This is a genomic window from Bradymonas sediminis, from assembly GCF_003258315.1.
Taxonomy (GTDB): domain Bacteria; phylum Myxococcota_A; class Bradymonadia; order Bradymonadales; family Bradymonadaceae; genus Bradymonas; species Bradymonas sediminis.
Window position 1 is genome coordinate 4616828 of record NZ_CP030032.1, and the last position, 22100, is coordinate 4638927.

A 22100-nucleotide genomic window follows, 5' to 3' on the forward strand; every position below is an offset into this window, starting at 1 on the left:
CCTTAAAATGCCTCCAGGAGCGCCCGGATTTTCTCTTCGGCCTGTTCCGGTCGGTCGAACCAATATTCGCGTAAAAGCGGCGCGATATCGTATTCGATCACACGCCGATACCACGCCTCGCCGTCCTGGGCGCCACGGGCAGAGCAAAAATAACTATGCCCGACGCAAAAGCCCTCGCCGAGTTCCGGTTTATCGGCCGCGATGTCTCGATTGAGGCGCGTCAAACGTGTGACGATTTGCTCGATAACACTCTTATGAACGTCTTGTTGGGCCAGGAAGGCTTCGAATTTCTTGTTAAATTTGGGCTTGAGATCCACAAACGCAAATCGGCGGCGCAGCGCGTAGTCCACCAGCGCCAACGAGCGATCCGCGGTGTTCATCATGCCGATTAAATGCACATTCTCAGGGACCGAAAATTTCGCCTCTCCGGGCTGGGCATATTGAAGGTTAATGCCCCATTCTCGGCCGCGCTTATCCGGCTCGATCGACATCATCAACTCGCCGAAGATCTTCGACAGGTTACCCCGATTGATCTCATCAATAATGAAGATATAGGGGATGTTTGGGTCGGCCTGGCGCGCCCGCTCACAGAACTCAAAAAAGACGCCGTTTGCCCGGTGAAATCCCGCCCCTTCTTCGCTGGGGCGATACCCTTGAATAAAATCTTCGTAGGTATAGGATTGATGAAATTGAACCATCTCAACCCGGCTTTCGTCTTTTTCGCCCATCAGCGCGTACGCCAACCGCTTGCAAATAAAAGTCTTCCCGATGCCGGGCGGCCCCTGCAGGATGATATTTTTTCGCGCGGATAATAGCTCTAAAATGACCTTGAATTTATCGCGTGAGACAAAGAGATCCTCCAGCGCATCTTCGAGACGATAGACCGGAGCCTCGTTGGGCTCCTCGGCGGCCTGCCACCCGTTCAATAAGATGAAGCGGCGCGTCGGGTCATCAAAGAGGGCTTCAAAGAGCGGCTGTATATGATCATTCCGGTATTTACTGCGTGTCCAATGCGCGTATTTATCCCGAGTCTGCTCGAGCGCGCGCTCAGACGCCTCTCGAAGCGGCGCGCCCAAGGACTTGGCCTGTTTTATCGACATTCGATAGATCCCGATTTGGGGCTCATCTTCGGCGCTCGCGAATAGATATGTTTGCGGAATTCCCAGCTCGCTCGCCAACTCGCAGTCCAGCGCCAGCTTCACACGCTCGTCGCTCCAACCCGACCATCCGATCGCCATCACCTTGCGCTCGCCGAAAAATAGCCCGAACTCCAGACTATCGCGCTCCCACTTATAGAGTGAAAAGCGCGCATCATCTTTGCCGCGAACTCCGAGCTGCTCCGCCGTGTGACGCATTAGATCGAACGTCCAATTGGCCTCGTCAATATCCGTAAAATGTGTGGCAAAGGGCTCGGCCATCTCCAGCTTCGACGGGTCCGCCTCCACGTCTAGCCCCTCTAAAAGCTCTGGAAATAAGAAGAGCAGCCGATTGAACGCTTCCTTCGACACCCGAAAATTTGTGCCTTGAGGAGCTCTAATGATAGGCAAATCTTTGAGTTGAGCGTCTCGCTTTAGAGTATCGCGTAAAATGGGCTGGTCCAGGATATTCACGAGCTCAAAATCAACCGTGCAGCTCGGGTCCGCGGGGCCATCAGCTTGCGCTTGGACAGGGTCCGTCACAAGACGTCCTACCGCGTAAACGCCGGCGTTCGCACCGGACTCCCAAAGCAAAACCACATCGTCTTTAGCAATCTCATCTCTATAGCGCGTAACGCGCCACCAATCCGTGTCGCCCACCTCTTGATTTTGTAGCTTCTCGCTCAGCGCATACTCGTTCGTATTCGCCTGAAAGATCCAGACCCTTGGGATCGCCTTAAGCCCACGAAACTCCGCGTAGGCTCGCCTTTCCTCGTCGGACAAGAACTCCAATTCACTCAGAGATGCGCGCGTCACCATAAATAGGAGTCCCTGTGCGTCCAGTCGGTCTCGCAGCTCAACACCTTTTGCAGCGATCTCCTCGATAAATGCATCGAGAAACTCCAGCGTATGTAAATAGGTATCGGCTTCGACACGTTTGTCTTCGGGCTTGGTATAGTCGACGTACTCAAAAGCCCTCCACACGACAGTGTATTTATAGAAGGCGTAGCGCGCCGGGTCCTGGCCCATGAGTAGAAAGGAGGCGATACTCAAGCGGCCACTGGGGCCGCTGATCACCTGTTTGGGTAAGCGCTCAAAAAAGCCGAGCAACCGTTCTCTAAGGTTTTCTTCCTCATCCCACAGTTGAAGAAGCGCCAGGCGAGCTGTGTCTGGGTTTGTGTCACACCAGTTTAGAAAGGCGTCGTGCGCGCGCCACGACGTCAGGTTATTTGGCGAGCCAAAGGCGCGTCTGAGCGTCTTGCTCCAACCCGGGCGCTCGTCCCGAACAGCGGTGATGGCCGCTTGAATATGCTGCGCGATCTTGAGTTTATAGTCGCGCTCCCTCGCCTCGAAGTGACCGCTTTCATAGAAGCGTTTGGCCCACTTTAGAACTTCATGCCAGGGGTTGGCTTCGGGCTTCCATAATCGGAGGATTTCGGGATCCCAGAAAGCTTCAAACCCCTCTCCCCGCTCCTGACTCAGGTTATGACGAATTTGGCCAAGCTGGCGGTCAATATTTGCGCTCGGGTCATCGATATAGGGGGACAACCCGCGCGCAATATCGCGCTTCATTTTCACCGAGGTGATCGCCTCAAATCGCTCGGGGTGAACAAGATGAAGGAGCGCGTGTCGCTGGGTGCGCGCTTTCGAACGATCAATTTTGAAGAGAAACTCCCGAAAGGCCCACCCATCCTCAAGAAGCCGGTCTTTCTGAGTGGAGTCCCGCTTCTTCCACGCACGCACAAAGTCCAGGACATAATAGATCATGAACGGGCGATGGATCAGAAACGCCATGCCCGGATTGGCTACCCCGTTATCGAGGGCTTGCCTAAGATCTGCCGGGATCTTTATTGGCGCTTCCATGCCACTGAGCACCCCTTGAATCATGCTGCGCTTGGACTTCCCGCCGATACACTCTTTCGTGGCGATCAAGAGATGGACAAATAAGAACTCCGCCATGAGCTGAATGGTCTGATCCGGCGCACCTGATAGCTGACGTTCCAGCTTTTCGGTGAATTTCAGCTCGGTCCCTTCAATTGGGTTATTTACGAAATAATCATGCAAACTCTCGACGTTCTCCGCCGTCCAGATGGCATGACCCGGGGTAAATAAGGAGTCGTCTTGGCGAAGCCCACGCTCAATGAATTGGGCCGCGGCGGCGTAGACTTGCTGAGCATGCGGGCTTGTCAGTCGAGACACGTGTGATTCCTGTGTTGGGGGGATTTGAGTTCGGTTTTGTGGGTTAGGATTAATGAAGGTATCGTGTTTATCGTTGGTGTTTCAAGGTGAATTCTGGGGTTAATCTGGTGTTGTTGGCGTCGAGGTTCGCCTCCTCACCTCACCGGCAACTCAAAGCTCTCCACCCGCGACGCCCCTTTCTCCCCGACCTCTTCAACACCGACATAAAGCCTCGCCTCGCCGGCCCGTTCCGACTGCAAGCGCCAACCATAGAATCGATCGCCCTCCTCCTCCTCCTCACCGATGCTATACAGCGTCTCAATTAATCGGTGGCGACGAGGCTTGTGTCCGGCAAATGAATAGTAATTAATCGAGAAGAAATAGTCGCCATGCCCCATATAAGAGCTCGAGCACACAAGGTCATCGCGCCGAGGGTTTATTGGAACTTTTAAGCAGGCGTCGGCCACGCCGCTGCCTTCGTCGATTTGGCGGGGCTGCCAGCCGGTGGCGCGAGCCTCGTAGATGACGCGCCCACACATAAAGTTAGGAAGCGCGTTTGTGTTTGCTGAGGGGAGTATAGCGGGAAGAGGTTGACGGGCAATGGCCGCGTTGGAGTGGATGATCGTAATGCGGGTGTTATGCGTGGCGATATTGGCGAGTGCTTTCTTGATCGTAATCGGCGTTCAGAATGGCCAGATCCCCGGCCCTTCGCCGAAAATGGTGGTTGATATGTGTGTCTAGAATGTCAGGCACATCGAGGACGTCGAGCATAATACGGTCGACACCCACCCCGCCGAGAGTCGACGCGTTAAGCTCACCATTGTGGCGCAAGCCTCGGCGCGGCTTCGGTGCGTGAACGCCTCATAAGAAGTCGAAGAGTCAAATGATTGTTTTTAAAAAATATAAAGGCCCAATAAAAGATCGTATAAGGAGAGATAGAAGCCTACCGTGGGTGAGCTAACACTAGACTGTTCACCATGGCCGTGCCATGATTGTAGGGGTAATCGAAGCTTTTTTTGGAGGGTAAAACATGCGCGCGATCAACTTCCCAGCCAACCAACTCGCACAGCTAATCGCGCTCACCGATAAACTGCGCAACCGGCCTACTTTCGACGAAACGGTGGCGCTACTGCGAGAACTCTTCGTCGACATCCTTCGCTACGGCGCCGATGATATCGATGTGGCCCGGCGGGTCGGACTCCCTCCGAGCGCGCGGACTCGGCGTATCGTGTCGCTCGCCGGGGCGGGCGGAATCAGAGTCTGTGTCCTGGAGCGCGAACGTCTTTCCTTTTATCCCAACACCTATCTAAAGCTATTTCGCCTTTATCCGGATTGCCTGGTTTTTGTACATTCCAACGAAGATCAGCGGGTTCGCGTGTTGGTGCGCCCGCGGCGTAGCGCCCGGCATACCTATCGTTATCGAAGTCTCACTCCACGCGCCGTCATGGGGCCGCGTGGAGATTATCTGGCCTCCTGGGCGCTTCGGCTTGGGCTTCTTCAGCCGGATATCTCGGAGCCATCACATGTAAATTACGCATTTTTCGAAAAGGTCTTATTTGGCTCACCGGCGGATCTAATAGCACTTTACGACCCCTTTGAATGGGGTAATCGGGCGGTCTGGGCCGACGCGCTGGGGATGCCGGCATGGGAAAATTACCTGGAAAATGTGGTCCACCGCTTTCTTCAGGCCGACCGGCTCCCGCTTGAGCGCCGCGCAGTCGGGCTACATGAGGCGTTGCTGCGTTCTTTCCCCATTTACGTCGAGGCAGACACAGGCCAGAAGCTATTCTACGACCACTATCGCGTTCAGGCACCGACCGAGGAGAACGACGACGTCTGGCGCATCTCGCTTCATCTTCGTCTGAGCCTAAAAATAGACGGGTTCACGACGCAGACACCAATTTGTCTGGACTTCGACTTCCCCCGCATGACCCGCGCCGGCTACTTGGTTTGGATGGGACGCAGGTGGAAATTTCAGGCAACGGCAGGTCTGGACATCAGTTGGAATGACGGGCCACCCGGCGAGAAAACAGGCGGTGATGATCAGGACGAGGAGGAAGACGCTCAGGAAAATGACGTTTTGAGCCAGACTCTGGTGGAATTTGGAGTTGAGGAGCTGTTCAAAAAGGAAACTGCATCCCAAATCGAGGAGGAAGCGGACGCAACTTCACTCGCACTTGATGAGCTAGACTTCGATATCGACGAGGCGGACTTCGGTGTGCAAAAGTTGCAGTTTTTGGCCATCTCTCGTGCCTTTGCCTACGGTGTATCCAGCGAGTTGCGCCGCCTTCGCTGGCATCTTCGAAATCGCTCACGCGACGACGGATGTTCGGTCGTCACGCATGTAGAGCACCTGGTCCGTGAATGGAGCGTCGGGTGCTCCCGACAAGCACCGCGCTCATTATTGCCACATCTCTTCGTGCAGGATTATTTTGAACCGATATCCCAGGAAGGGCTCAAATACTCGTCGCTTGGACACCATCTTAATGCACATGCCGTCGCTTGGAATGCCCCCGAACAACCCTTATGGAGTTGCGAAGTATATGCCGAGCTTAACTCGCACGAAGTCCTGCCTATTGCAGGCGCAGTTTTACATCCAATCCGGCGCGAATTTGTTGCAGCTCCCGACGCCGAGAGAATCTGCGCCGCAGCGCATTACGCGGCGTTAAAGGTGGGCCGAGCCCGCAGTGCCGACGCGCTTCGCTATGAGTGCATGGCGAATCGCTGGACCTCCAAGCGCACACTTGTCGTCCCCGGAGATATTGCTGGAGCTGCGCTCCGATGCGGCGCATTTGCCGGAAGCCCTCGTCAGACTCTCTATTCAAAGATGCGGCGTCACCTCTCCGCTGCGGTTGAAGGCATCACCACTCATACCGACGACGAACATGCACTCGACGCCAAATCGGGTTTTGTGCGCATCGGCAATCCACTTCGCCCGGGCGATCTTATCGCTCGAAGATTCGCTGGTACCGCACAGATTCCACTCAACCCCGAAGAGAAACTCTTCAACGCCATTGTCGCCGATGATCCGAAGGCGCTCTTACCTACAATCTGGCGAGATCGCTCTTGGTGGGCACCGGCCGGTGTGGCGGGCGTGGTGCGCAGTGTTGTGTTTGAGGGAGCTGCGCCCGCCTCCGGCGTCTTGAGTGTTCAGGTGGAGCAAAATCTTGCGCTGGACATAGGCGGTCACATTACGACTGATTTTGGAGCCATGGCGCCCATTGTCGCGCACTTGAGGACGGAAGACGCTCCGTTTCTCGCGGACGGTGAACCCGTCGATATGCTCATCACGCTCCCACGAGCGCAATTTCACACCATGCGCATCGCCGAAACTGACCGGCCGGTTGTCTTTGATTGCCAGGGAGAGCTTATCGCGGAGGCATTCGTCGTTCAAGCGCATCAATTCGCTATTTCGACTCTGCCGAAGGTGTATGCTCAGGAAAGATCGTTGTGTTTTAATCTCCGAGGACGCTCGCTTCGTGAGCAAAGCGGAGACCGCTTCTCGGCGCTTACGCTCGCCGCCCAGCTCAACGCCTTCTCGGCGTGCGCAGGACTGCGCGAGTTTATCAAAGGGTTGAGTCCCCATCGCGATCCGAAGGTATCTCACCTCCAGGTGGTCCAGCGATTCGAGCAGTTGTTCGCGGCCTGCGGGTTTGATCTTCGCATACGGGGTGACTCGGCAAGCGTTACGCTCCGGGCATCTAGGCTAACGGATGGCCCTATTCTAAAAAAGCCAGCGGAGACACTGCATTATCGAACCCAGCACCCGGTCGAGGGTGGGCTTTTCGATCCGATATTATTTCGCCCGTTGCCGAGGGCTTTTTTGGAAGCAGGCGGAATGAATTGGGTGTTGGAAGAGCCGAAGAGGTGGGTTCGGAACGAGCAGCAAATCGGCACTAAATACAGGGACGGGAGCATGAAAGGGCGCGGTCATCTTCGTTTAGGCGAACGCTTTGAGCCCGGACGCGGGCTCGGGCTTATCGAGTTGCCTGAGCCGATAGTCAACCCCTTATTGGAGCAAAAGCTCGCCGAATTCCTAGGGTTGGACCTCGCGGATTTGGTTGCCGTGAGCTGCGGGACACTCAGTTTAACAATGGATCGCGACGAATCCGGGCGTCTCATCTGGTGGGTTGGCGATGCCCCTAACTGCGACGGAGTTCTCGACCTGGATTTCAATGAGCAGTCCGCCGACACAGGCGTCCGCGCGATCGAATATCTGTTGGAAGGCTTGGCCGAATACGACCCGAAGGCAGTGCGGTTCCGGGAGGCGATATGGCACGCTGTACCGGTATTGCCTCCGCATTGGCGCCCCATTGTCGACAGCAATGACGACATTCCATGGGCAGTGAGCGACCTAAACATACTTTATAGCAGGGTCGGACACGCAGCGAAGCGTGTGGCGACGGCGCTAAAGCACTCGAGCGTGATCCCCCAGGCCCATCTTCAATCAACACGTCGTATGCTCCGTGAGCATCTCCATGCGCTTTATGGTGTTGCTGAGGATGCGCCTTCTACCCGGGTCGCCTATCGGCGCCATAGATGGGAGGAGCGGACCCACGCACTGCGCGGCATCAAGCAACTGCTCGCTCAGTTTCGTCGAGAATGCCTGTTGATGAGTGAGCCTGATGCGCTGCCTTTCTCTATTCGTGGGAACTGGTTCAGGAGTAAACAGATCGTCGGGGTGAGTGTTGCGGTCGATTATCTGTTGGAGTGTTGGCATACATCATTCGCGCAGCAGCTCTTTGAGGCGGGCCGCTATCCGAGCCCGCGCGCGGCCCATCAGGCCCTCAAACGTAAGGATTCAGATGCCACAACGTTATGCCGCGAAATCCTCGAGGAGGACAATCTCTTCGGTTATGTGCTCACCGAGGGGGGCACATTAATGTCTGTTCGTTTGGCCGTTGTGTGTGACCAGGTGGCCATCGGTGTGAACGATGTGCTGGCGACCCGACTCGGACTTTCGCTTTACGAGGATGTGCTGCTATATCTTCCGCCCGCTCCAGACGCTCAGGTTGAGGCGCGACATCTCGTTGCGAACAATGCGATGGCACAGTCCGGTCAGCTATGGGTCGAGCCGGCCGGCGACCCCGCCGCGCCGCAACACTTCTGGCGGCTCGCCCAGGTTGAAACCCTCGCCGCCGTCGCCGCATCCCCCGTCGAAGTTCAGCTTGATGATTTTCTCAGCGCGCTTTGTCTTGGGCGAGTCGCTGACGACAGGGAAGAGCACGCATTGGAAAACGCGGCGCACGCCGAGCCCTCCACAGTTTTTATTGATGAAATTACGCCCACCGATCTGTCGTCCGAACCGAGTGCGCAGGTACATTTCCCACCAGTAGTCGAACCGGTTGATGAGGCGACCCATTTAGAACCCGCTGAGCCCTCCGAAGCGCCAAAACCGCAGCCGATAAAAGACGCGTATTCAGACGACGCGACGGTGCATGTTGGTTCGTTGCGGGACGCTTGGGCGACACTTTTGAAAAACACCGCAACCCATCTGAGCCGATCGAATAGCCGCCCGACCGAGCAGGGCGAGCCGGCAACCGAGGAACAATTTTGAAAAATCAATCGCCTTCTATATTGGAAGACCTTGTACCGATGGCCACCGACCTCGACCTGGAGGCCATCGACGTCGCCGTCGGCGCGCCGCGGCTCGACATCGTGCGCTTGCTCGCCGCGGCCCTGGAACAATACCCGCAGGTTTCGCTACGCATCTTATGTGCTGCGCCCGGTGACGCCATCGTTGCGCCCAGCGCTGTGAGCCAGGGGTTGACCCTGGCGCACGATTTGTCGATGGAGCTTGCCGAGGCGTGGAAGCAGCGACTGCTGGAGGTATTTACCCGCGACGTCGACGGCGTTGAGAAGACGAACACGTCCCAGGAAGCGGTCATCAAGCTCGCTACGTTACTCAGGGAAGGGCGCATCCAATTTGGTTTTTTTGACCGCCGCCTCAACTTCACCCGCACGCTGCTACTTCACACCAAAACAGGTCCGCTAAGCCTCGCCGCCCACGGCGGTTTTCACCCGGCGGCGCTAAGCGAGGCGATGGAACTTCGCACCCTTCAGTTCGGCGAGGCCGCACAGCAGGTCGAGGCCTGGTTCGAGCGAATGTGGGCCGACAGTCGCGACCTGAGCGCCGAGGTCACGCAGCTCGTCATGGACTCCTGGGCGTGCCAACTGCTCTCGCCGACCGACGCATATCACAAGGTGCTCATCGAGTACTTCTCGGAGATGCTCGAATCCGGCGACCCCTTCGTTGATAATAACTCGATGCTCGAGTATTTGGCGGTGTTTCAAAAACACGCCTACGCCCACGCCAAAGGCATCTTGCGCCGCTTCGGTGGGGTGTTCATCTCGGACGTGGTCGGGCTGGGGAAGACCTTCATCGGCCTGGCGCTGCTCAAACATACCGTTGAAATCCAGCAGGCGCGACCCTTGATCATCGCCCCGCCGCGGTTATGTGGAATGTGGGACGAACTCACCCTGAAATACGGTATCGAGAAGGAGATCCTATCAAGCCATCAGCTCGAAAAGCTCGACGGCTACCAGAGCCGGGATTTGCTCCTCATCGATGAGAGCCATGCTTTTCGAAATAAGAATACGCAGCGCTACGAAATGCTCATGAATTTTCTGCGCCCCAACGGTGAACCCTCGCGCAGAAAAGTGATCCTGTTGAGCGCAACGCCGCAGAATAACACGTGCTGGGACGTCTATAACCAACTGCAATTTTTCCCGGACGTCTACGGCCAACTCCCCTATGACGGTGAGGATCTTAAGGAGTTTTTCCAGCGCGTGGACCGCGGTGAAGCCGATCTTGCGTCGTTGATGCAATATGTGTTGGTGCGCCGAACCCGGGCGTTTATCCAGCAGGAATACCCGGACGCCACACTCCCCGGTGTTGACGCGGATGGGAATGCGACCACCCAGCCGATCGTATTTCCCGAGCGCCGAGACGGCGAAAAGATGGCGCTTCGCTACAGCATTGAGGCCGCCTACGACGGCCTATACGACGATATTATCGAGACGCTCAGGACAATGACATACGCGCGTTATGGACTCAGCGCATACCTTCGCGACGAGGCGCGCGGGGCCGAAGAATATAAAAATATGATGCGTGTGGGTAACTCGTTGCGCGGCCTATTCAAGGCGATTCTCTTGAAGCGCTGCGAGAGCAGTCTGGCCGCCTTCAAGGGGACTTTGAGACGGCTTATCTCCACCCACGACGCGTTTTATTCGGGGCTTATGACCCAGGACCGGGTGCTCGCCAAACCCGCTCACGTTGGCGCGCGCGCGGACGCGATGGATGTCGAGGATATCATCGAGCTTTTCCAGGTGTCGTACCCCGCCTCCGACTTCGACCGGGAGCGGCTGGCTGCGGACATAACGGCCGACTGGAAAAAGTTAATGCGGCTTCGAGAGAAGATCGACCGGATTCCACTTACCCACGACGCCAAGTTTCAGCGGCTGCGAACACACCTGGAAGCGCATCCTCCCACCCGACACCGCACGCTTGTATTCACCCAGTTTACGGACACCGCGCGCTACCTTTATGACCAATTGAGACACCTGGATATGCGTGTGGAGCTGATCACCTCCGATGACGGAAACCAAGCCGATATCGTGCGTCGTTTTGCCCCGCGCGCCACCGAGGCCGAGGTTGAGCCCGCTGAGCAAATTGACCTGCTTATCTCGACCGACGTCCTTTCGGAGGGCGTCAACCTGCAGGACGCTGATACCATCATCAATTACGACCTACACTGGAATCCGGTGCGCTTGATTCAACGAGCGGGCCGAATTGATCGTATCGGCTCTCAGAATAAGGAGATTTTCCTGTATAATTTTCTGCCCGAGACCGCGATCGAAGAGGCCCTTGGTTTAGAGCGTGTCCTTCGCAGGCGCATCCGAGAGATCCAGCAGGTCTTCGGCGAGGACGGGCAAATCCTATCAGCCGAGCAGCAGCTCGAAGATGCCCGACTTATCGACGTCTACACCGGAAAGGCGCTGCGAGACGCCGAGGAAGACCAGTCGCTCGACCATCTATCGCACCACCTTACCGAGGCATTTCATATCAAACAAAAGCGTCCTCGAGACTATAAGCGTTTGAGCGAAATGCGCCCGGGGCAACGCGCGATGCTCGACTCTTCAGGCCAGATCAGCGTCGTGATGGGTCAGGCTGGTTGGTATAAGCGATTTTACACGGTCCAGGACGCCGCCCGGCCGCGCATTCTACTCGATGAGCAGGCGCTCGGACTTTTGCGCGACTGGGCTCAGTGCTCCGAATGGGTTAAAAGTGCCACCATCAACGCGCAGCTCAACCATGCCACCTACCGGGTTGAGCAGGATTTTGCCCAGGAAGTGCGCCGGCTCCGGGAAAAGCGCGATCAACCCAGGCTCACGCCCGCCCAGAGCTTTATCCGCGAGCAACTTGTCGCGCTGCATCGGCGGTTGACCGGCGAGAAAGAGCGCGGCGAGGTCAACCGGATGATCGCTTGGATTGAGCGCGGCAGCTATAAGATACTCTTCGACGAACACGCCCGCCGCTGGCAGCGCAACAAGCTCTCCGCCGAAGCCATCCGCGGCGAGCTCCGCAGTTGGCTTCGCCAATACCCTGAGCGCGAGGAAGCGCTGCCGGAGCCCCAAATTGTTGTGAGCATGTTGGGAGGATGAGTTGAACACGGCATACCCAATCACGCTTTGCGTATCCGCCTCAGAAATGGGCGAAGGGGTGTGAGGCACGAAGTAGCCTGACCTGGAATTCTCGGACACTGAAATAGCAGTATATACGCCGCTTGGTGTTTATTGGTTGTGGTTGGCGTTGCTTGTGGTATAGTGTGTCTGGGGGTTTCTGGTATATCTTCGCGGTGGTTGCTATCATTTGCCCAGCGCCGTGCCTATGAAGAAGGGGGAGATTTCATCCGGTCTATTTGGACATTAAGACACCAAATCTTGTTAACAGTAGATTTCTGGCAGAGTTTCAAATTTCGGAAAATTGAAAAGGGATAAACATGGACGCAGGTAGGTACCGTATCGACGAACTCAATAATTGTGAGGGAAACATAACTCTTGGAGATGGATCAGCGGAACTCGAATTTAGTCCGTATGGAGAAAGTGTCTTGATCGTCTACGATGGCGCATCGAATGCAGCAAAGCTCCTGGACACCTCTAAGATTATACCAATTGACGGCTTTGTTGCTCGAACGAATGACGATCAATTGATTAATCTCGGAAGGGTCAGTTGGAAGAGCGGCGAGCAAACCGAAGAACGTAAATATTCACTGAGGGACACACGTGTTCTTCTGATGCCTCAAGGCTGACGGTACTTTGATTTTATGGGCTCCGGACTTCCGTCACTAAGCCATCTCGTCTCTAGCCGCGCTCTCCACATTGCGACGTTGCGTCTTTCCATTTAAGTTTGGTCTCCACCAATCCACAGCCTGCAACACCCCGCCGGATATCCGTACCCGGCGGAGGTATTATAATCTCAAGCGTCAATCCTATTTACTGCTACACGCATGCCAGCAACGCCCCTGGCAGTCATGCCAGCAATCCGTCGCGACCGCGTGGTTGCGCAACATCGCCTCGCCGAAGTCCTTCTCGTACAACTCGGCGGTCTCGTAAAACGAGTCCTCCAGGTCTTGCGCATCGTCGTCGCCGCGCATCCCGAAATACGGGAAGTGATGGAAATACTCGCCGAATACCTCGTCGCAGTCTTTGTGGTAGGCGCGGGTGTCGAGGATGTGGAAATGCCACATGGTGTCGATCTGTTTGGTCGGAACGATGGCGCGGTCCTCGTAGCGCATATTCAGCGTGAGGTAGCGCTTATACTCGAGTTCGGCCTCTTCACATTCGGCCGGCGTCCAGCCTGCCCCCTCATCGGCGTCCTGCAATTTCATTTTGACCATCGACATATCGATCGCGGCCACCGCCGGCTCAACTCCTTTGTCCATCAATTCCGCGACGCGAGCCTCGCAGATTTTCTCGGGCAACACATATCCCTTCACGCTTCGCAGCTTCGGGTCCGCCACCTCCTGTTCGCCGACCCAATAGCGCTTGAGCAAACGATTTTTGTTGCCTTTGATAGCCGTTCGGCCGTGTAAAATCCGGCGGTTATCGATGACGAGCAGATCGCCGGGTTCCAGGCGAATCTGCACTTCTTCGGCCTCTTCGACGCCGCGGCGAAAAGCCTCAGCGGCTGCCGTCTGACGCGCGTTGAGTTCGTTTTCGAGAAGCCAGAACGAATAATATACTTGGTAGGAGTCGTCCTTTTGGCGTAGGAGCGGGCGACGATGGGGGTCGCCCTTAAAGACTTGATGCTCGGTCAGATAAACGCCCTGCAGGGTTTGTTTTTCGCGCTCGCTCAGCATTTCGAGAACGGCGTGCGTATCGACCAGGCGGCTGACGCCACCGTCGTCGCATTGGGCGACACACTCCCACACAATATAATCGACGCCGCCGTGGTCGGTGTGCAGTCCGAGTTCCTGGCTGCCGGTGACCATTTGCTCGGATTTTTCATTGACGGTCACATCGGTGATTTGAAGGACCGGGCCGAGTTCGCTGGCGAGTTGTTCACCGGAGCCGAGACCGGCCTGGCGGATGAGGGCGAAGCCGTTGAGCGCAAGCTCTTTAAGAGCATCAAATTCAGGAGCGATGGTGTACGAAATCATGTCAGCAGTCATTATTTTTCCTTTTCGAAAAGTAACGCGCGCTCGGCGCGGGGGGACGGCTTTTCCGTCTCTCACTAGGTTCCACGTACGAGTGGCAGTTTTGTGACACATTTATTTTAATTAATTTTAGCCGGCCATTGGGGCAGTTGCGGCCGCCGCTATCGCCAGCACGCCCTGTCGCGTGTCTTCGATAATGTTGGTGGCTTGGTCCGACTCGCTATGTGTTCGGGTCGCGGTGACGAGTGAGTGGCGCGGCGTTTGGGTGCCATCTTTGGTGCTAAGCAGAAATGGACTCGTTAGCGCCGAAGCCGCGACAAGCACCCCAAGGGGCATCGCTACGGCTAGTTGCATAGCACGCTCTTTGTTCTGAGTTCCCCAAGCGCTGGACGATACGCAGAAGGCTCCATGACGCCCGCCCGATAGCCACGGGAGGCACAAACCAGATATAAAGGAGGCTTCCCAAGATTGCGGTCGTGCTCATGATATCGGGTACATCGAAAGCTGCGAATTCCAACCAACTCATCACCACTGCGGGTACAAAGAATACGATCAGAAGCGACACAGAGGGCTGCACTAACAAACGCATCCCCGCTCGAGAGTTGTCTCGCCGCAAACGAAGACGCATGGCGACTCCGCCGATGATGAGCAGGCCGGCGATTATCCCGGCGGCAACGAGTCCCCCCCAAACGTCGAGCTAAACAGCCCGTCCGTATCGACGAGCGCTAGAGTCGCTGCCATCGTTCCAACGGTGGCAATCATCACATAGCCGAGCACCAGCAGGGGCGCGTATCCAAGAGCCGACAGCCATATCGTGAGACGCAGTATCCCGCGCTGGCCCGAGGGCAGTGCTTTGTCACTCGGGCGGGGGAATTCATTTAATAACTCCGATGAGCCAATATCCGCATTTGGGATATTTTGCGGCGAACTTTGGCTCATGGTGCTCCCCCCCCAGAGGTTCAGATAATATTCTAAAACGGCAGTTGTATTTTAGCCGTACAGTGGTTGCGACAAGTCGAGGTGTTGGTAGAACTAAGTTGCGGCATGGGCCGTAGTTCGGTCAACTTGAATTGTTGATGTTTGCCGCGTCCTCATGCGTTTCGGATGGATGAGTCTTGAATCGCTTAAAGTCGGTCGACCTAACAAAGGCCATCACGCCCCAAACTCAGTGGCAAACGGTTCGACCGCCGTTTTCGGCATTCGCACACTCCGAGTCGCTCTTGCAGCCCGTAAACAGGCATACACCCTCCATGCACGTGTACTTGTCGGCATCGGCGGCGGTGCCGCCGTTGGAACGGCGTACGCAGTCCAGCGGCGTGTCGCAGCGCAGCGAACATCCCGTCGAATGCGAGACCTCAAAGCCGCGCTTCGTGGCGCAAATCCAACCTCTGCCCATTCCCTCAGCACACTCCTGGTCGTTATTACAGCCGTGATTTTGGCAGGCACCGTCGACGCAGGCGACATTGTCGGCGTCGAATAAAGCGGGCGCATCCGGGGTGGTACAACGCTCGGCGTTGTCACATTGCAGTTGGCACATGGGAGGGCGCTGGCCGCCAGGGTATTCGGCGCAGGTGTAGCCATACGTGAAGGATTGAACGCACTCCGTCTCAGAGTTGCAGCCGAGCGGGATACAGGCACCGTCTTCACAGAGGAAATTATCGGCATCCGAATCCGCGCTGCCGGTGCCACAATCCGCGGGCGTCTCGCACGCAAACCGGCAATGCGGAACATTCAATTCGCTGCGCTCGTCGCTGACTGGGCCCTCGACATCTGCGTTCGACGCCCCGTCCCCGTCGGCACCGGTTGCCACGTCAGACGCTTCCGGATTAAGCGCCTCGCTGCTCGAATCGTCGTCGGCCGAGCATGCGGTGAGGCCAAAAAAGATCAACGCGAGTAATATGAGAAGCTGTTTCATCTATTTTTCCCTAGTATATTAGTGTGGTTGCCTACCGCAGTAGCGTAAGGCGGCATCGGCGGCAAGAGAGGTCATGGGGAATCTGAGGTTGCCTCACCTCACCGGCAACTCAAAGCTCTCAACCCGCGACGCCCCTCTCTCCCCGACCTCTTCAACACCAACATAAAGCCTCGCCTCGCCAGCCCGCTCCGACTGCAAGCGCCAACCATAGAATTGAGAGCCGCCCTCCGCCTCAGAGTTAGCGCTAAATCTCGTGGCGATTAACTCGCTGCGGCGAGGCTTGTGTCCGGCGAATGAATAGTAATTAATCGAGGATGAATACTCGCCAAACCCCATATACGAGCTCGTGCACACCAGGTCATCGCGATGCGTGCTCACCGGAACTTTTAAGCAGGCGTCGGCCACGCCGCTGCCTTCGTCGATTTGGCGGGGCTGCCAGCCGGTGGCGCGAGCCTCGTAGATGATGCGCCCGCCGAAATTGCTCGAATGAGGCTCGCAGCCTCTATAGAAGGCGACGATGCGTTCGGCTTTGTGGTCACCAAAATATCCTCGAATATATTTGGCAATACGAAACTCATTCGCGCGCGCACCCGCGTCTGCTGTAAACGCGGGGCAACGCCTACACGTCACGACCTCCCCCGGCTCAACAATCGTCGGGGGCGAAACTTCAGGGGGCGCGTCGCAAATACCCTCGAGCAAGCGTTTGGCCAGGCCCACCGGGGGCTTTTGCAGCGCGTCGTCAAGAATCGGTTCGCCGTAGGCGTTTGTGCGGCGCGGCACTTCGACGACGGTGTTTTGGGGGAGCTTGGCGTCAGGGAGCGCCTCATCTCGTTCGTTCGGCTCATCCTGAGCCTCGGGCGGGGTGGGCGCGGCCAGCTTAGCATTGGATGGTGTGTCGTAGGGCTTCTCTTCTCGGATTTTCTCAGGCTCTTCGGCGAAGCTCTGTGTTTTGGACTTATCGGGCTCACGGGTGCCGTAGATGCTTGCCGCCAGCCCGATCAGCACTATCAGCGCGGCAACAACTCCCATGACACGTCTTTGCGTGAGTTTAGGCCCATAAGACGCCGCGGGCGAAATATCTGCGCTACCCGCGCCCTCGCCGCGCCCACAATGCGGGCATTTCGGAGCCGCCGAGGAGATCCGCTGTCCACAATATTTACAGGGAATCAGCGCCATTGCTTAATCCCCCGCCGCGTTGGGAGTTACTGTGACATCCGAGGAGGGCTCCTCCACCGAGTGAATCTTCATTTTGGGCAAGCGGAGCGCCACTTCGCGCATCTGCCAGACAGACTCCGCGATATGATAGATGACGCGCAATAGAGTCGTGCCAAACACCGCTTGGATGATGAGTGCGATGCCCATTGATTGATAGTCAATCACCAGACCAATAAATCCAGCGGATCCCGCAATCAATAGGTTCAAATAGCCCAGCATCCCCAAAAAAACGATGCTCGGGGGAAGCTCGTTTGTTCGCTTCGGCAGCTTAACCTCGGAGCTAAATGCTCGTAGGCCGTTAGGTGTTACAACCTCCGCCGTGTCGGGCTCTCGCGCAAAAAATAGAGCGCTCGGAGACGCAGTAAATTGCAGCGCCCCGCGCTGTCCCACGGCAAGTTCTGGCTCGTGCTGGATAAACCCGACGGCGAGTTGCCGGGGATTGGTGAGCACAACCACCTGGCCGCCGAAGATGTCGTCGCGGTGCGCGATCACTCCCTCAATACGCCCACTTCGCTCGCGCTGCAGGCTATCGCTGCGATGGGTTGCCTCTGTCTGCTCGACGTATTGAATAAGTTCCTGCATCGGAAATCCGCACCCCGGGCAGAGCCCGTCTGCAAGCCCGTTAATCTGCTCTTTGCACTCGGGACAACGCGTTTGGTCGACCCTTGAGCGACGTTGAACTTCCGTCATGAAATCCCCTGAAAAATCTTTGAAATTAATGGCGAAGATCGGGATGACGCGCCCACATAAAGTAGGAAGCGCGTTTGTGTTTGCTGGGAGGAGTATAGCGGGAACAGCTTGATGGGCAATGGCCGCGTTGAGGGAAAAGATCGTGATGCGATCGAGCCAAATCCACCGTGCACACCCGTACGTGATGTGAAACAACAAATAAAAACTCCCCTCCCGACCCGTCACGGTCAAGAGGAGAGCCTGGTAGTCGAGCAGACCTACCACATCCGCCCACTCGCCAAACTTAGCGGTCTTATTTGCCGCGCTTCCCGACGCGCTGCTTCGTCTGCTCGCGTAGCTGCTGGAACTTCTGCTTTTGCTCAGCGTCTAAGACCTTCTCGATCTCGGCGGCGCGATTCTCCATGATACTCTTGGCTTCGCCCCTGAAGGCATCGCGGTCGAAAAACTGCCGTCACGATCCCGTGGAACTCTCAAATCCAGCGTGCCCACGCGGCTGGTCATCTTGCGGGTATAGTGGCCATTTCGCTGGCCCTGGCGCCCGTCTGTGTGCTCATATCGCTCTGCCTGCAGGTGCTCAGTCATCTCGGATTCAAGCACCTGGTTCAATACCACCTCGGCGAGCTTCTCAATGCCGCGGTCATTCAAAAATAGGTCTTGGATCAGCTTGCTATCGATTGTAACCTCAAACTCAGCCATCGTCTTTCTCCGTTTTTAGCTTCTTGTTTCTACTCAATCAGAAGCCTAACGGAGGGCGGTGGCCTTTTTAAGTCCGACCAGAATTTACACAATCATACGGACTTAACTGAGGGCGATGAGACAGGTCATGATGATTCGCGATGCTTTCATGTGTTTTGCTCCGTTCTTAAGGGGAGTGGTTTCTTAGCCTCAACATCAATATACGCAGTGGATCTTAAGGAAATGTGAAGCGAAGTGATTTTTCCCAGTGGCGTGGATTAACTTGGGGTCTGGGCATCCGCGGGTGGAGTGAGCGTAAGGTTTGCTGCTTCGTCTTTCGGGGCATTCTCGGTGTTTTAGAGGGCCCTAATCTACTCGCCAGGGCCATTCGGAACTCGGGTATCAATCACCCATAAAGCATAAACGGGGAATGGAAACCATGACCTATATATGAGAGATAAAGGGGGCAACGTCGATAAAGACAACGGGGCCGTTTTTATCTCCAAACTACGTGAGAATAGACCTATGAAGAACAAAGAAGTCATCCTTCTTCGCCTCAGCGCGCTTATTTTGACGGCATATGCACTGGCGTTTCTGGTTTATCCGGAGTTGTTGGGCAGGTTGGTTGGATTCTCCCATCATAGTCCGAACACGCTGGTCGAGGTGACGGCGTTTTACGGCGGACTTGAGTTGGGTTTGGCGGCGTTTTTGTTCTGGTCATCGAACGACGAAACCCGAGTCTTCTCGGGGCTAAAGACGCTGTTCTTCGTGTTTTTTACGGCCGGGGTTGCGCGCGCTGTCGGGATTGCTCGGTTTGGGTTCGAAGACCCGAGTCAGCCCATAGTCACATTTCTCGAGATTGTCTGGGGGCTTGGGGCGAATTGGATGGCACCACGATTTGTTGCGCGACTCAACGGCTCAGAACGCTGAGTAAAAACGTCTGTGCGCCAGTATTTTCGCGACGCACCGAGTCCAAACCGCTTCAGACCGAGCATGGCGCGAGCGGCGTCGTAAATGGAAAAAGGCGCGAAGGCGGCCTTCGCGAGTCTCGATAGGCGTGTTTTCGATGAAAGATGCCCTTTAGCCCGCGTTGAACTCTGTTTTTCGTCGCAAAACCGCTTATAGCAAAGCGTGTACGGCCCCATTGCGACCCAACAAAGCTGCGAAGGGACCCCAGATCGCTATTTACGTCGCGATGGCGACGAGTAGGACTCCTTCAAGGGTCCTGTTGAGTCGTGACAACGGCTCCGAGGACACCTTGAGGGGTGGCGTCGCTGCAGAGAACTGCTGAGCGTGAATCTCGCTCGCCGCCGCCCCAAAAATAGCGACCCCTCCCGACCAAGAGTGGAGCCTGCTAATCAAGCAGACCTACCACATGCGCCTGCTCGCATGGCCTGATTTTCCCCCGCCCCTCCAAGCGTTCATGCACCCCGTTGCGCATATGGCTGAGCAAACGAAAGCTCCACGCCGACGCTTGCCATCCATGAAACAAGGACTTCTCGAATTGTGTTGCGAAGGAGGGACGCCCCTATTATTGTGACCACCAACAATCGCTTCAAATCGTTTGCATAATAAAATTGGTCGGATGCACCTTCAACTCGACGGCTTTCTGGTGAGCAGTATTCGATGAACTGCGATCTTATCGTCGAAGCAACGGCTCCATCCCGTTAAAAGCGCTGATTAGGCGGCGAGTGTTGACTCGCGTCGCCCCCCGAATCATCGCCGTCACCGCATCTAAATGCGATAGAATCATAGGGAATATATATGCAACTCAGGTCACCCAACGACATCTATGATGTTGAGCAACCGACGGCAGAAGGCGGCTTCGGCGTCGTGAGTCGGGCGACCCGTCAGTCTACGGGCGAACGAGTCGCGATCAAGCAACTGAAGCTCGCACAGTCGTCGACATGGGGTTCCGTCGAGCGATTCAAGCGCGAGGCGCGGATCTTGAAATCGCTGGAGCACCCCCTCATTCCCCGCTATATCGACGCGTTCTCAGACCCGCAAAGCGGTGAATATTATCTGGTTCAGGAGTGGGTGGATGCCCCCAATATGCTCGAGTTCATCGAGTCCGGTACACCGCTAGAGACCAGCCGCATTGCCGATTATCTGCGGGATTGCCTCGATATTTTGGCCTATCTAAGCTCCTTTACGCCCCCGATTATCCACTGTGACCTGAGCCCTCGAAATATCCTCATCGGCCCCAGTCACGCCTATATCATCGATTTTACCGGTGTCGTGCTCAGAGGAGAAGCGCGTGCGGTCGACGCGTCGGTGACCGGGACCTTCGGGTATATGGCGCCCGAACAACTCGTCGGAAACGCCGTGCCCGCCAGCGACGTTTATGGGCTTGGCGTCAGCTTTGCCCAGCTCACCACTCGCCAACCCCCGAGCGACTGGCCAACGGACCCGTCCAGCGGGCTGCCCTCGCCGCAGCAGCCACTCCAATTCGCCTCGCGGGAGCTCGTCGATGCGCTCACCGCGATGACGCGCCCCAGCCTGGGCGAGCGCGTCGCCGACCCCCAACGCCTTAAAATGATGCTCGCCGGCGGGGTGCAGCCCAATACCCCGCTCGCTAAGACCAACCCGTCGAGCGAAGACTCTGGAGGCCAACGAAATTCATCGCCCAACGGCATCATGGTCCCGGCCTTGCTCGTCTTACTTCTAGTCGCTGGTGCCGCTGGTTTCGTGTTCTTTAGCGGGAGCCCTGCGTCAATCCCCGACCCACACCAAACCTCCGTGACGAGCACGCCGAAGATAGCAATATCGGACGGAGAACGATCAGAGCCAAACCGCCCGCCCAAACCCGCCCCGGCGAGCCGCTTCGAGCAGAGCTCAATCGGTCAAAAACTCGTCATCGAAAATGACAGCGACAGCACCGTCTCGTTGCGACTCGTCGCGGAAAATGGACATCTTAAACTCGCGCTCAACGGGTCTTCCCTGCCCGACGGGACCCGGCTTCGGGTCCATGAACAAAAATCCACAGCCCGCTTTGGGATCGCTCAACTCAAAGTAGAGCTCGATTACCCGCTCGGCGAGATCCCCATCAGCGCGCTCGACGGGGTTGGCGCGACGGTCGATATCGACACAACGCTGACGATCATATTGCCCAACACCAAACCGATCAGCCAGCAAATCCCGGAGCTTCCGGTTCGAATCGGAGCCCTTCAGGCGCTGTCTTCAGGCGTCAAAACGGGGCTTCTATTTCCCGGCGAAGCCGAGGATGAGCCCGCAAATGCTGGAACGGTCGCCCTTCTTACGCGCTCAAATATTCAATTTAAGGTCTTCGGCCCGGGCCGCCGGCTCAAGGATATCGACTTGCTAGCCGCGAAGGAGCATATCGAGACCGACCGCACCATCGAGTGCAAAACCACCGACGGCAAGATGGTGACCTTTCGAGAGGTCGATTCTCAAATAACCCTCCACGATCGACGAAGCGGCGATATTATCGCAGAAAAACGATTCAATGCGCCCCATAAGTGCTCGAAATACGAGTTCGCCGTCGGGGATACACCCGGCCATTTTGCCGACCCAAAGGCGATTGAAGCCTGGTTGACGAGCTTTTTGGATTGACCTTCGCTGTCGCTGCCTGAGCGCGTAAAAAATCCCGGACCAGCGCGGGTCCGGGATTAT

General features: G+C 56.4%; 12 protein-coding genes. 4 read left to right on the forward strand and 8 right to left on the reverse strand.

What is annotated here, in order from left to right:
- Positions 1-2: 2 nt before the first annotated feature.
- Positions 3-3335, reverse strand: a complete 3333-nt coding sequence (locus DN745_RS17395) for an AAA family ATPase (protein WP_111336865.1) — start codon at positions 3333-3335, stop codon at positions 3-5.
- A gap of 134 nt (positions 3336-3469) precedes the next feature.
- Positions 3470-3853 (reverse strand): hypothetical protein, encoded by a 384-nt coding sequence (locus DN745_RS17400; protein ID WP_111336867.1) that lies wholly within the window; start codon positions 3851-3853, stop codon positions 3470-3472.
- 491 nt (positions 3854-4344) lie between these two features.
- Here DN745_RS17400 and DN745_RS17405 point away from each other — a divergent pair, with 491 nt between their 5' ends.
- Complete coding sequence (locus DN745_RS17405) at positions 4345-8871, forward strand: hypothetical protein (protein ID WP_111336869.1); 4527 nt, start codon at positions 4345-4347, stop codon at positions 8869-8871.
- Between the two features lie 20 nt (positions 8872-8891).
- Entirely contained in the window at positions 8892-11978 is a 3087-nt protein-coding gene (locus DN745_RS17410) for a helicase-related protein (RefSeq protein ID WP_133621906.1), read from the forward strand.
- An 827-nt stretch (positions 11979-12805) separates the two neighbouring features.
- On the opposite strand, the gene DN745_RS17415 is transcribed toward DN745_RS17410, so the two are convergent.
- The 6 genes from DN745_RS17415 to DN745_RS20265 all read right to left on the reverse strand — a co-directional run bounded on the left by DN745_RS17415 (position 12806) and on the right by DN745_RS20265 (position 18488).
- Entirely contained in the window at positions 12806-13987 is a 1182-nt protein-coding gene (locus DN745_RS17415; RefSeq protein ID WP_162687757.1) for a TauD/TfdA family dioxygenase, read from the reverse strand.
- A 645-nt stretch (positions 13988-14632) separates the two neighbouring features.
- Entirely contained in the window at positions 14633-14911 is a 279-nt protein-coding gene (locus DN745_RS17425) for a hypothetical protein (protein WP_111336877.1), read from the reverse strand.
- 226 nt (positions 14912-15137) lie between these two features.
- Complete coding sequence (locus DN745_RS17430; RefSeq protein WP_111336879.1) at positions 15138-15887, reverse strand: DUF7478 domain-containing protein; 750 nt, start codon at positions 15885-15887, stop codon at positions 15138-15140.
- Between the two features lie 93 nt (positions 15888-15980).
- Positions 15981-16916 (reverse strand): hypothetical protein, encoded by a 936-nt coding sequence (locus DN745_RS17435; protein WP_133621905.1) that lies wholly within the window; start codon positions 16914-16916, stop codon positions 15981-15983.
- 150 nt (positions 16917-17066) lie between these two features.
- Positions 17067-17990, reverse strand: coding sequence for a hypothetical protein (locus tag DN745_RS17440; RefSeq protein ID WP_133621904.1), 924 nt, complete (start codon positions 17988-17990; stop codon positions 17067-17069).
- Positions 17991-18158: 168 nt separating this feature from the next.
- Positions 18159-18488, reverse strand: a complete 330-nt coding sequence (locus tag DN745_RS20265; protein ID WP_111336885.1) for a transposase — start codon at positions 18486-18488, stop codon at positions 18159-18161.
- A gap of 504 nt (positions 18489-18992) precedes the next feature.
- Between DN745_RS20265 and DN745_RS17450 the strand changes: the two genes are divergently transcribed.
- Positions 18993-19397, forward strand: coding sequence for a DUF4345 family protein (locus tag DN745_RS17450; RefSeq protein ID WP_162687758.1), 405 nt, complete (start codon positions 18993-18995; stop codon positions 19395-19397).
- An 834-nt stretch (positions 19398-20231) separates the two neighbouring features.
- Positions 20232-22040 carry a serine/threonine protein kinase gene (locus DN745_RS17455; RefSeq protein ID WP_111336889.1) on the forward strand — a complete coding sequence of 603 codons (1809 nt, stop codon included), beginning with the start codon at positions 20232-20234 and terminating at the stop codon, positions 22038-22040.
- The last annotated feature ends 60 nt before the right edge of the window (positions 22041-22100 follow it).